The following is a 12,234-nucleotide window of genomic DNA, read 5'->3' on the forward strand; positions in this document are numbered from 1 at the left end:
TAGATGGATCTGGACAAGCTGATCGAGCTGTACCCTCGGGTTTATCACATGGCCGAACGCGGCGCTTGGGACAGTATTCGCACACGCGGATTGATGAGTGCCACTGCAGTTCTGGATCACCTCGCAGTGGGAGAAGGTGAGCGCGCCCGATATGAGAGTAAGCATCGTGGACAGAAGATGGATGTGAAGGCAGGCGACCCCTCCAACATCGTGCTTCGTGATCAGAAACCCATGCCTGAAGGCCGGTTGGTTAGAGCGCTTACGGGGGGAACAACACCACGCCAGTGGTATGAATTGATCAACGGCAAAGTTTTCTTCTGGGCCGAGGAAAAGCGCCTCCACGGCCTGCTCGGAGCTCGCGATTATCGCAAGCTGGAACATGACGTCCTGACTCTCGACTCGTCGATTTTCATCCCAGCATATGCCGAAGCCATCTGGCTGTGCCATATGAATTCGGGTAATACCTGGCCCATGCCACACCGTCGCAGCACGGACATCTTCTGCAAGATTGCGGACTACCCGGTGAAGCGTTCTGGCAAGCCCGTGAAAAATGTCGTCGAGCTAGTTGTCGATTACGCCGTTCCCAACATTGCTGATTATGTGGTGGACGTTCGCAGGATGCAGGGCAGCGAGGTATTGGGCGTCATTGGTTAGTTGTCATCCATGGAGCGGGGAAGTATGCCGCGAAAGCGTTTAGCCGCTCGTTTATTGGTGATCAGTCCAAGCGACCGACTGCTGCTTTTTAAGATTCACTATCAGGCTGGTGTTTTGGCGGGCATGAGCTATTGGGCGACGCCCGGTGGAAAGCTCAAGGATGAAGAGTCGTTTGAAGCGGCGGCAATACGTGAACTCTACGAGGAGACTGGCATTGAGGTACCTTTCGTAGGTCGCTGTATCGCACACAGGGAGTTTCTGTGGCAGATGCCTGATGGCGAGCATGTGCTTGCGGTCGAAAATTACTTTACGGTGTACACAGGTACCGAGCAGTGCTCCTGCGCCCAGTGGAGTGACCGGGAGCGCGAAGCGGTATGTGAAGTGAGGTGGTGGTCTTCAGGAGAGCTTGCGGCTTGCCATGAAAAGGTTTTTCCGTCGGATCTGAATAACCTGTTTGGCAGGGCTCTTGATCATAGCGTCGGGTGAGTCCTGGCAGCCAGATCCCCGATGAGTGTTATGGTGAAGCAGATGTTTGAATCGCCCCGATTTTCGTAGGCACTTTTGGTGGTCCGCTCTTGGCTGATAGCTGCCCCCCTGAATGATAGCGCTAGGCGGATAAGACGTCTTCAAAGTGCGAATATTTGGTTGTTCAGCACCACGACGATCAAAGATTTCTAGATCTGAGCTTTGCCAAGCCCTGCTTGATGTGGCCGGCATTTTCTCCCAAAACATATAACGCACCGCGGACATTTTCGCCGACGTCGCGTGATCCCTGGTCCTCGGCGTGGATTACCAACTCCATCAGCGCCCCCTCCAAGGCCAATTGGTTTTCATACATCCTTTCCAGCAAGTCTGAAAGTGAGTACTCCATCGCCATTTCGTTTAAATTCCTGCCGAGAAAATTCAAGCATAGCAGTCGACCGGGTTAGAATCGGCCACGTGATGTATCACGCTCAATGAGAACAGTGATGAGTACCGAACTTACAGAAGAAGAGATACGCCGAGCATTGTTCGGTGACGTCGAGCCGTCTGCGCCAGGCGCCATTGTGCATCAGCAAAATATCGCCCCGGATGATGTACCGGCACTGCCTGTTGCGCGTGCAAAAAAGAAGGCCCCAATCTCAAAAGGTTTTACGCCCAGGCTGAGGGTCACGCTGCGCGTGGGGAACGATTTTGAGGGTCAAATGCACGAACTGGTGCATGAGGCCGACACGCTGAGCTCTCTGCTCGCAGAGCAAGAGGCAATCAAGGCGGCGCGGAAGAAATTCAGGTACGTGGAGGTGGTATCGGTCAAGTCGATGTAACTGCGTACCACCGTATCGTTAAAAACCTGCCCGGTGTGATCGAGGCGGATTTTAGGTGCCAGGGTTGCGATTGTTACCTCATCCCGCTGGAAAAAGGGGATCACGCTGACACGCTTTAAGATTGTGGCCACTGCCGGCGTCTTAGCGCTGATAGATGACGGGTCTCAGGCGAAGGGTGAGCCACCGCCATTGCAGCGGCGGCCGTCTCTTTTTTTGATCGGTCTCATCCTGCTTGAAGCGCGTCGGGTGAAGGCACAAGGCGAGCGGCTGCTAGGGGACGGCCAGGCGATGAACCGTGGTGCTGCGCTAGCATTCGACACACAATCAAACTCAAACAGACCCGCGCGCAGTGCGCGCGCGTACCCAGCAACTAAGGTGGCTCGGTAGCTTCGGTTGCCCCAATGTCCTGGCCCTGCGGGGGCTCTTGGTCATCAACGGTCGATGACTTAAGCAGAGTCGTGGCTCGACTTTCGAGCAGTGCACCGGCTTGAAAGTAGCCCATGACCGTACTCACGCTGCGGTGCTCGGTCATCGCCATGACTTCACCCAGTGGCACCCCCTGACGGCCGGCCTCGGTCACGAACCCTGAGCGTAAACTGTGCGCCGCCCAGTCGCCGTCCAAGCCCGCGAGTTTTGCACGACGCTGAACGATGCGCGCCACCTGGTCAGCTGATAAGCCTGCCGTTCCCACGTTGTCGCCCTTATACAGGCGCCGAAACAGCGGTCCCGACGCTGCAGGCGCAGCCTTTAGCCATTCGGTCAGTGCTTGAGCGGCGGGGCCGCGCAACGGTTTTTCACGACGGGTGCCGCTGGTGTCAGTCTTGGTGGTGCCTAAGGCATACAGCCAGGTGTCAGCATCCAGGCGACGCACATCGCCGATCTGCAAACCAACCACCTCGGAACGCCGTCGACCACCCCCACTCCAGGCTAATAGGAGCAGGGCGCGGTCACGCTTCCCGCGCACGCCATCGGTGCAGGTGGCCAACAGTGCCTGCAGCGGCTCAAGCACGATCGCGGTTTTCTTGCGCACGGTCACACCCTGGCGCGACTGGGCCTTGCGTGCGTCGCGCAGCAGGATTTTTAGGGCTGGCGCTTCGGTGGGGCTGTCCCAGCCCTGCAAGCGGTGCCATTTGCCGAGCACCGAAAGGCGATGACTGACGGTGTTATAGGCCAGCGTCCCCAATCCGGCCTTGACCCGTGCGGCCACCAAGGCGGCATCGATCGCCGGCGGTAGCAGGTGCGCCCATGTGCCGTCGCCCAGCGGTCGGGCCAGGTGATCCAGGACGAACTGTACCGCCATCGTTGCCGGCAGAGGGGCGTCGCCCAGCGTCTGGCCATAGCGCAGTTGCAGCCAGGCGGACCAATAGGCGAGGGCGCTGCGATAGCTGCGCACGGTGTTGGCCGCCGTGCCGGCGGCGATAAACGCCGCGGCCGCGTGCTGCGCGTTTGTGGCCAGTAAATGCGGATCCAGCGGGGTTTCGTCGACTAGGGTTAACTGATCTGTAATATTTAATACGTTCAACGTATGATAATTCCATTATTCAGAAAATAACGTCGGATAATCTTTCATTATCAGACCTAATATACCCGGAGACGAACCATGGCAGTAGGGGTGCCGGAACACGAGGTGTTTGCCGCGGCGGATGCGGTCTTGGCCCGTGGCGAACGGCCGACGGTCGAACGTGTGCGTCTGGAGTTGGGTCGTGGTAGTCCGACGCGGGTCGGTGGTTTGCTTGATCAATGGTGGGCGCGTCTGGCCGAACGCCTGAATGGCGAAACGCGACTGCCAGCATTACCTGGTGAGGTATCGCAGGCATTTGTCGCGGTGTGGCAGCAGGCGATCCACCTGGCTCAAGGCGTGGTCGAAATGGCTCTAATTGAGCAGCGTGAGGTGCTGGATGCCGAGCGCGAACGGTTGGCGGCGGTCGAGGACCAAGCGCGTCAGGATGCGGCGCAGTTTCGTCAGCAAGCGGCGGAGGCTTTGGCCGGGCACCAGTCAGCCGAGTCGCGCCTGGCAGATCTGGAACTGTTGCTGGCCCAGCGCCAGACGCAGATCGAGGACCTGCAGCAGCAGCGTGAGGGCTTGCTGCGCGAGCGCCGCGAAGCTCAGCAACACAACCAGGCATTGCAGCAGGATCTGCAGGCGCTGCGGTTCAAGGCCGAGCAGGAGCGCCTAGCGCAGGAAAGCTACGTGCGTGGAGTTGAGGATCGCGCGCACCGCGAGGTCGACCGCGCCCGGGAGGAGGGCAAGGCTTCGGTAACTCAGCTCAAGGAGGTCGGGCGACACGTGGAGCATTTACAACGGCGTCTGGAGTCGATCCAGACCGAGCTGAGTCAAACCCAGCAACGTACCGCGGCACAGCACGCCCGCGCTGAAACACTGGAGCAGCAATTGACGCAGGTGCATCAGGTTTCTGCCGCCAAGCGTAAGCCGCGGATTCGAAAACCCACGGCGTCGAAGAACGGTCCCGCAGACTGATGGATGGCTACGAGGCTTCTGGCGGGTGGGAACAGGACTGTTGAGACAAGATTGGACGCAATTTCGAGATTGCCACTCTCGTATTCAGCGCTCGCAGAAAAGGTAGGGATCAGCCCCATCGGTAATCGTAATGCTGCCCGTGTGGCGCCGCTTTGCCGGTTGGTAATCGCCAAATTTTGTTTTTCAAACGATGCCCAGATCACCATCAGTCATATACCTTCCGACTAGGTCCGATGGCTCTCGACTTCGGAACAAGAAATAGTAGCGGCCGCGGCCGGAAAGCTTTGGTTCAAGATGAACCATGGTGAGATGCGAATTTGCGATTCTGAAATATCTACGACGCGGCAAATAGTGAGTATGTGTGTCCAGTTAGAGAAAAGTTGATATGGCGTTTCTCCAGCGTCGAGAAAGGCATGAAGCTGCATCGCTATTGGAGTTCAAGGTGCCAGGACTGCGCCTTGAAAATGCAGTCCACACAGAGCAAGCAACGGCGTGTTCGGCGCTGGGAGCATGAGGCAATATTGGAAGAGATGCAGGTCCGGCTGAGTAACACGCCGGAGATGATGCGAATTCGCAAACGCACGGTCAACCATCCCTTCCGGTCCATTAAACAGGGGGTGGGCGCGAAGCATTCTTTGACGCGAAAACTTGAGGTCGTGGGTGCTGAAATGAGTCTGAACGTACTCGCTTACAACATGAAGCGGATTATGAAAATTTTTGGCTCCAGAAGCTTAATGAAGGCGCTGACCACCTGAAAGGGTCAGTTTAGTTGTCAACTCGGTACGCTAGAAGCATCGATGAGCTACTATGGAAGTAGTGGTAACCGGCAGGACTTGCCGTGAGCAATATCGAAACCAACAACCGCCGGCGCGGGTTTACACACCCTGGGCAGGAAGCGGCCCTCGGAGGATGGCTGTTTCAGCCAAATGCCTCCATTCAAATATGCTTATGAGCCCGGTGGCAATTCAATGAGCTTTATCACCTACCAACTCACCCTCAGGCCCAGGTTACCGCTGACACCCTCCATCGTATTGGCATCGAGGTTGGTATTGTAGTCCGCGGAAAAATACACACTGACGGTGGGTGACAACTTGGCGACTACACCTACGCCCAAGTCGGCGGTGGATGACTTGTGATCGGTTTTAACCCGATCGACATCCGCGTAAGTTACCGTGTCGCTGCCGCCGAACGTGCGCCACGCATTGGCCCGAACATACGGCTCAATAGGTGTGTTCTGCACCAGGTAACGCCCCTTCAGGCGCGCGCCCAGGCGGCCGGTCCAGTAGTCCTGTGAATCGAATGAGACCTTGGAGATGCCGTCGTTCTGGTTGTCCATGTCAATCTTCTGGTTGATCACTTGCACCTGGGGTTCCATCACCCAGTGTACAGAGACAGCAATCGGGTAACCGGCCTCTGCGGACAGGGCAAGAGCGTGGCCCTTGTTGTCGATCTTCACGTCACGGTCGGATTTGCTGTCACCGTCGAAGCGTGTACCCATGGCCACCAGGTCCACATACCAGCCTTTGGGGTCGGTAAGGGTCCAGTAGCCACCGAAGTTTTCGCCATCAAGTTTCACCCGCCCGGAGCGGGTGTCCTCAAATCCCATTGCAAAGCCTTTGATGTCACCTTGCAGGCGGCTTTGGCCTATAAACAGGCCGAAGCGCTGGGTCTGCCCGCCGCTGGTCTCGGAGGCGTAGAGGTCATGGCCCACCTGATAGCCTGTGATGGAACCGTCGAAACTCGGCGACACCGTGCCCGACCAGCTTTTGTTGAAATTGCTGCCATAAGCACGGCCCCAGCCTGCGGGTATCGGCCCGGTTTCGCTGAGCAGGCTTTGTTCGCCCTGGCGGTCATGGAACGTGCCCAGAGCTTGCAGCGTCATCAACTGCGCGGCCGGAACGACGACGGAGTACACCGGCACCTCCAGGCGATACAACGGAATTGGCTCCGCACCGGCGATGGCGGTTGGCAGTACGGGATTGCTTGCCGCCGACTCCGGCGAGGTTGCCGCCGCGACCTGGCTGGGCGGTGGGGCAGGGAGTTCGACCGGCGCGACGGGTTGTGAAGTGGGTGGTTGCACGGGCGGTTCATCCGGGGCAACCACCGGAGGCGCGGCCGGGATAGGTGGCACGGGCACCACCACAGGTGGCGTCGGTGGTGCCGGTGGAACTGCCGGCGGCTGCACGGCAACCACCGAGGAACGCAGGTACCAGTTGTTTTCCGTGCCCGCGGTGACGCCGCCCTTGAACAGCAGGTATTCGTAGGCCCCGGCAGACACCGAGCCTTTCAGGGCAAAGGCGTCCGTGCTGCTGACGGCGCCGTTGAGCGCCTGCACCACCTCGATCCCGTTATTTTGTGTAAAACCGCCCGCGCCGCCGAGGTTGGTCACGGCGAGTTGGGTGTGGCCACTGATGGTGCCGTCAGAAACCACCAGCTTGTCGCTGGCTGAGCTGTCGTCACCGAGTACCGATTGCAGCCACAGTTGGCCATTGTTGCCGACATAATTGCCATACACCGTCAACGTATCGGTGGCGCTGTTGCTGCGTGTGGTCATGTCGATGGTGCCGGCGTTGTCCAGGGTGGCCATGGAGCCCGCGGTATAGGGGCGGATGCTGCCTTGGGTCACCCCCAGGGTGCTGCTGCCATCGATGTTGAACGTACCGGTGTTGCTGGCGCTGTCGCCGAGGAAAAAGTCCCCGGCTAGGTCAAAGCGCGAATTGTTATTGAGGTTGACCGTCTCCCACCCGATATAGCGCGCGGCGGTGCTGGAGGTGGTGTTATCGAAGGTCAGTTGATCGGTACCTAGGCCGCCGTCGATCAAAGGCGTGGCGCCGAGCAGGGTTTCATTGAGGCCACTGAGCAATGCGGTATCGTTACCCTCGCCCATCAGCACGGCGGACTTGATCTGGCCGCCATTGAGCCAGTTGAGTGTGTCGTTGCCGGCGCCGGCACGGATCTCGCCTGAAATGACCCCGCCGCTGACAGTAATGCTGTCGGCGCCGCTGCTGGTGCTAATATTACCGCCGATGGTGCCACCGGAAACGATGATTGTGTCGCTACCCAAACCGGTAACTAAGTTGCCGACAATAGCACCGCCGGACATATTGTAGATGTTGTTGCCGAGCTCCATGTCGACTCTACCGATGATGCCACCAGTCTGTTGCGCCAAATCGCCATCTTCAAACGCGCCAACTATGGTGCCGCCGGTCATCAGGAAGGTATCGTTGCCATCTCCTTGGGCGAGGGACTGAATCTGCCCACCGCTCATCACAAAGTCATCTATGCCAGCTCCTTCTTGTACCGCGCCCGTAATGACGCCTGAGTGGATTTGCACCGAATCCGCACCTGCGCCAAAGGTGATATTGCCATTGATGGTGCCAGCGCCGCCGACTGGTAACGTCAGGGTGTTATTGCCTTGCAGATCGGTGAGGCCGCCACTAGTGCCACTATCACAGACATAGGTATCGTCGCCCGGGCCGGCAGTGAGCACGCAAGCCGCTTGTACCTTTTGTAGTACCAGACTCAAAAGTAACAACGCTCCTATTTGTTGGAGGATGCCATTTTTCCTGGCTAGCAGCGCTTTATTCATAAGGTACCTTCTCACTGTATTGATTTCGTTATAATGATGCGCGAAAAATTCCACTACATAATAATATATTGGTTATAAATTTTTGCACAAAAAAAGGTATTTTTTGCTAGCTAGTGGCTAGCGAAAAAATCCAATGCCACGTTCCTAGCGGCGTTTTGGTGTCGTATTGACCCATAAAATTTTCCGAATTAAGTTATATTGCTATTATAAGCTAATAGGAAAGAACCGTTGTCCCCGTTAGCGGGATGCTAAGGCGGTTCGGCCGGCCGGGCGCTTGAAAGTCATAGCTTCTAAGGAGCGAGGAGAAGAGGTTTTTATATATTTGAAAGCACATCCAGAGTAAAGTATTTTAAACTTGTGCATATGGATGAATTGAATTTTTAAAGTACTGCCTAAACCTTGGTTTTTGTAGCGTAGATAAGTACAGCTGAAGAACGGGTTTAGCAACTAAAAATAACTCTAACAAGGTTGATCCCGAAGCGGGTGCGTGAGTTTAATAAATTTAAGCTCGCGCTGACAGACATGACGAAAGCCATATGATTGATGTTTTTCAGCTCGCCAGCAGTGGGACATTTCACTAGGACCACGGGGAAATTTCACCTATAGTAAGATGCTGCTAGCTCAGACCTCACGCAGGCGCATGCACTAATGCGCGCCTCACAAAAAGAGTTCTCATGGTAGTTTCGCATACCCTGCGGGTCAAACTACGATCTTTCCCATCTCGGTATTCGGCATTTGAGATGCTTGAGGTTCTAATATTTGTCTAAGTCTAAGTTGTTCTGGTTGTGAGTAGCTTTAGCAACGGCACCTTTTCTACATGCGTAGGGGTCGCAAATGCTCGAGGGCAGGCTTTCCGCTTGCAAATTAGTGACGTTGCTGCATGGTAATATACTAACAGTTCGGCTAGGTCCTCAATGATAGGGCGGCTAGCAACACTACCTTAGTGCGCCAAAGTACCCACAGACAGTTCTCCGTAGTCGTGATGTTCATCACCCGACTCGAGATGCTGAATTGATTATCCCGACCACCGTGGTAGGGCTGATGCAGATGCCACATTTGCGATGGGGGAGTTCCTTATCCGTGACGAATTACAAAGCGTCGGCGATGCTACATCGCTCAGGTATCTATGGGGGGGGGGGGGGCGGGGGATTTGAGATGGCTACCAATCTGGTTGGCCGTGATGCTGCTGAATCTCTGTCCTTTCTTGATAATGATGTCGTAGGTGCGTCGGAAACGGGACATTTTACAGTTCGGTACGTATTGACTTCCGTCGTAGAAGGGGGCTACCAAAAAGCACTCACTGATCTGGCTAGGGCTGACTGAACTCGTACGCGAATCAAGGGCTTGGGCAAATTATCGATGTGCAAACGTACTGATCAGTTGCGCCGAGTAGGCGTCGACAACGCTCTCGCGCATCTGCGATATTGGAGTGGCGATTGAGGTGTCGCAATAGACGGTGTATTCACTGAAATCGGAGCTGGGTGAATTGGGTTGACGCCGAGTGTGGCTTCCCTCTTCAAATAGCGGGTTATCGGCCAAAGTTTTTTGTTCGTCAGAAATTTCCGGTGTGCCTGTGAAATTTCCACTTGCTCCTGATGATAATTCCCAAATACACGCCAGATGGCGAACCGCATAATCTGCTCGCCCCCCCCACCCCCATAACGTGTGTATCTGCTATGCCTTACTTATCACTGCGTGTTCTGGTTATCGAGGAACGCCCTTTCAAGCGCCTTATCGCAACTCGTATTTTTCAGAATCTGGGTTGCGACGAGGTCATGGCGGTCGCCGATAGTGCTGACGCGCTGGAGCTGCTTAAGCACATCGGCCCTGTAGACATAGTATTATGCAGCTTGAAGTTAGATTGCACCCAAGGACTAACGGTCATTCAAGATCTCAGTCGGGCCGGATTAGCTCATTCGATCATTATCTGCAGTGTGCACCCCTCTGACCTGCACAGCGCTATCGAGCGCATGTTGTCAATGCATGGTGTGGCGGTGCTGGGCTTTGTCGATACGTTGGTCAGTTCTCATGCAATTACATTGCTTATGAAGCGTTTTGTTGAAATGGAGAATATTCAGGGAAATGATGTTTCACGGCCTGCCTGTTTCAATACCTCTAGTAAGTTAGAGTTGAAGCAGGCAATTAAGTGTAACGAATTTCAAGCATTTTTTCAGCCAAAATTTAACCTCATAACCGGGGATGTAGACAGCATGGAGGTTTTAGCTCGGTGGCAGCATCCACGGTATGGCTTGTTGTGTCCAGCCGACTTTTTGCCGCTGCTGAACGGATTTAGATTGATGGATGAACTGTTTTTTTCGCAACTGGAGCAGGGCTTAGTACTGTTGCGGAAAACCGCAGCAACAGGGCGTCGACTGAATCTTGCGTTCAATCTACAGGCTGAACAATTTTGTAATCCGATTTTAGTTACACGAATCAAAGAACTGATTGAGATTTATCAAATATCAGCGTCCTGCTTAACCTTTGAAATTACCGAAAGCAGTCAGATTGAAACATCGCCCACGGTTTTGGAAAATCTGATTCGCTTACGAATGATGGGTGCCGGGCTGTCTATCGATGATTTCGGCGTAGGTTTCTCCTCGTTGGAGCGTCTATGTCAGCTGCCGTTCACCGAGATCAAACTCGACGCCAGCTTCATCCGGGACTTGGATATCAACCCGCGCAACAGAGCTATCGTTGAGAATATCCTATCGCTGGGTAGTGCCTTGAAAATGACAGTAGTGATGGAGGGTGTCGAAACTGAAGCTCAGCGCCAGTTGCTAATCAAGCTTGGGTGTTCCCTAGCTCAAGGTTATTTGTGCGCACGCCCTATGAGTGCCATTGGGTTGTTGGCGTGGCTTGAGTTGAAGCGTGCATTCATTAATAGCGCTTGATCTATCTTAAGGGGGGGGCTTCACGGTCTATCCAGAGGTGAGCATATGAGGACGCTCCAGGCGTATGGATATCGAGCCTGAACCATGCGCATCTGCGTTTGAGTAACTTCGGTCAAGTGAATGGGCAAAATGCCGTGGTCCCTACTGGCCATGTTGCTATCTCTGGCCGATTTGTGGCTTGGCTTGGCGTGCCTCCCTATACCAGAAAATCTCTTCACTAAGGTATGCGTGCGGTTTGGGCTGTTAGGTAATCTGCTCCAGAGACCAAAGCAGCGTCCTACCGGTCTTCCATGCCCGCCGCCCCCCTACGGTAGGTGGAGGGGGCATTCTGCGTGCCTAAGCGCTCCTTACCTTGCTATTTTTGCGCAGGAGAGCCTCCGATCTTTTTGCCCGGTTTGATCAACTACTTTTTGGATGCTGGCCAGGAAGTGAAGCAGGTTTCCATCCTTATGCCCCAGCAGTGGTAACGCGCTAAATGGCTATCTCCAAGCACAGCTCTAATGTGACGGCGGTAACGTGTCGTGGGCATGTGGGTATTTCTCAATTACCCGCTTTGCCCCCATAGATAGTGGTTAATTACAGAGAAATGCGCTTGAGCACGATATCGTGAGTTCTCACTCTTTCTTTTGGTGAATTTTCCCTATGCTTTTAGGGCAAACTCCTCGGCTTGCTCAGAGGAAAATCTGTCACGATAGACCGCGTGGTTTACAGGGGAGGAGGATGCAAGGCGGATCTAGTGATGCGAACCGCTCCTTTTTGCGTTGAGTGCCAATCAGAGTATTTCCACCCTAAGCATCCTATATTTTGATAGCCAGTAGTGCCAAATAGCTCCAATTCGAGAAAGAGTTCGCATTGATTTTTTTCGATTTCAGCGGTTAACATTAGGCGCCCTCAAATTTGGAGATTTTTTGTGCATTCAAACGCATTTACATTGAAATAAGAAATTGGGGAGTCACTAGTGTTCAGCTTGTCGGATGTTAATTGGATGAAGCTGTTGTCGAAAGATAAATTGCTGGTTTACTCCTTCATGACAAAAAATTGATTGGCTGCATCGCGCCGCGTTATACGCGGATGCACTTCGGTCAAGTATTAATTAATCTGTATTCGTTCTGGCGATAGAGCATGATTATTTTCCTACGGTGATTATACGGATCTCGATTCAGGAATCATGTGGTACAAACGTCATTGTTTCCCAACTACCTGCTTGACACCATACTGCTTCAGGTGCTGATTCATGGAATACGTTAGCAACTGCCCGAAGGTTCTATAAAAGTACAGCTAAATCTGAGGCCGTGGAGTGTACGTTAGGGCTAGCGT

Annotated in this window: 8 protein-coding genes and 1 pseudogene; 6 read left to right on the forward strand and 3 right to left on the reverse strand. The window is 54.4% G+C overall.

Going from position 1 to position 12,234, the window contains the following annotated elements:
* Positions 1-3: 3 nt before the first annotated feature.
* Both P3C29_RS24120 and P3C29_RS24125 read left to right on the forward strand, forming a co-directional pair.
* Entirely contained in the window at positions 4-654 is a 651-nt protein-coding gene (locus tag P3C29_RS24120) for a hypothetical protein (RefSeq protein ID WP_275965641.1), read from the forward strand.
* A 24-nt stretch (positions 655-678) separates the two neighbouring features.
* Positions 679-1,140: an NUDIX domain-containing protein gene (locus tag P3C29_RS24125; RefSeq protein ID WP_069556929.1), complete on the forward strand. Its 462-nt coding sequence runs from the start codon at positions 679-681 to the stop codon at positions 1,138-1,140.
* 178 nt (positions 1,141-1,318) lie between these two features.
* Here P3C29_RS24125 and P3C29_RS24130 read toward each other — a convergent pair whose 3' ends face one another.
* Positions 1,319-1,531 (reverse strand): hypothetical protein, encoded by a 213-nt coding sequence (locus P3C29_RS24130; RefSeq protein ID WP_275965642.1) that lies wholly within the window; start codon positions 1,529-1,531, stop codon positions 1,319-1,321.
* 91 nt (positions 1,532-1,622) lie between these two features.
* Between P3C29_RS24130 and P3C29_RS24135 the strand changes: the two genes are divergently transcribed.
* Positions 1,623-1,958, forward strand: coding sequence for a hypothetical protein (locus P3C29_RS24135; protein ID WP_275965643.1), 336 nt, complete (start codon positions 1,623-1,625; stop codon positions 1,956-1,958).
* Between the two features lie 370 nt (positions 1,959-2,328).
* On the opposite strand, the gene P3C29_RS24140 is transcribed toward P3C29_RS24135, so the two are convergent.
* Entirely contained in the window at positions 2,329-3,480 is a 1,152-nt protein-coding gene (locus P3C29_RS24140; protein ID WP_275965644.1) for a site-specific integrase, read from the reverse strand.
* Between the two features lie 78 nt (positions 3,481-3,558).
* On the opposite strand from P3C29_RS24140, the gene P3C29_RS24145 reads away from it, so the two are divergent.
* Together P3C29_RS24145 and P3C29_RS24150 are read left to right on the forward strand one after the other, a co-directional pair.
* On the forward strand, positions 3,559-4,437 hold the full coding sequence (locus tag P3C29_RS24145; RefSeq protein ID WP_275965645.1) for a DNA-binding protein: 879 nt from the start codon (positions 3,559-3,561) through the stop codon (positions 4,435-4,437).
* Positions 4,438-4,769: 332 nt separating this feature from the next.
* Positions 4,770-5,192: pseudogene (locus P3C29_RS24150) on the forward strand (transposase); the annotation flags it as partial.
* Positions 5,193-5,419: 227 nt separating this feature from the next.
* Here the strand turns inward: P3C29_RS24150 and P3C29_RS24155 are convergent.
* A complete protein-coding gene (locus tag P3C29_RS24155; protein ID WP_275965646.1) occupies positions 5,420-8,026 on the reverse strand; it encodes an autotransporter outer membrane beta-barrel domain-containing protein in 2,607 nt (868 codons plus the stop codon).
* A 1,676-nt stretch (positions 8,027-9,702) separates the two neighbouring features.
* Here P3C29_RS24155 and P3C29_RS24160 point away from each other — a divergent pair.
* Complete coding sequence (locus tag P3C29_RS24160) at positions 9,703-10,917, forward strand: EAL domain-containing response regulator (RefSeq protein WP_275965647.1); 1,215 nt, start codon at positions 9,703-9,705, stop codon at positions 10,915-10,917.
* Positions 10,918-12,234: the final 1,317 nt, after the last annotated feature.

Origin of the sequence: Pseudomonas sp. 1912-s (assembly GCF_029269205.1) — a bacterium.
In the GTDB taxonomy this organism is placed as follows: domain Bacteria; phylum Pseudomonadota; class Gammaproteobacteria; order Pseudomonadales; family Pseudomonadaceae; genus Aquipseudomonas.

What these genes read in the sequence shown, in the direction of transcription:
- P3C29_RS24155 (WP_275965646.1), bottom strand. Translation starts at nt 8,026, where the DNA reads ATGAATAAAGCGCTGCTAGCCAGGAAAAATGGCATCCTCCAACAAATA.
- P3C29_RS24160 (WP_275965647.1), top strand. Translation starts at nt 9,703, where the DNA reads ATGCCTTACTTATCACTGCGTGTTCTGGTTATCGAGGAACGCCCTTTC.
- P3C29_RS24120 (WP_275965641.1), top strand. Translation starts at nt 4, where the DNA reads ATGGATCTGGACAAGCTGATCGAGCTGTACCCTCGGGTTTATCACATG.
- P3C29_RS24135 (WP_275965643.1), top strand. Translation starts at nt 1,623, where the DNA reads ATGAGTACCGAACTTACAGAAGAAGAGATACGCCGAGCATTGTTCGGT.
- P3C29_RS24145 (WP_275965645.1), top strand. Translation starts at nt 3,559, where the DNA reads ATGGCAGTAGGGGTGCCGGAACACGAGGTGTTTGCCGCGGCGGATGCG.
- P3C29_RS24125 (WP_069556929.1), top strand. Translation starts at nt 679, where the DNA reads ATGCCGCGAAAGCGTTTAGCCGCTCGTTTATTGGTGATCAGTCCAAGC.
- P3C29_RS24130 (WP_275965642.1), bottom strand. Translation starts at nt 1,531, where the DNA reads ATGGCGATGGAGTACTCACTTTCAGACTTGCTGGAAAGGATGTATGAA.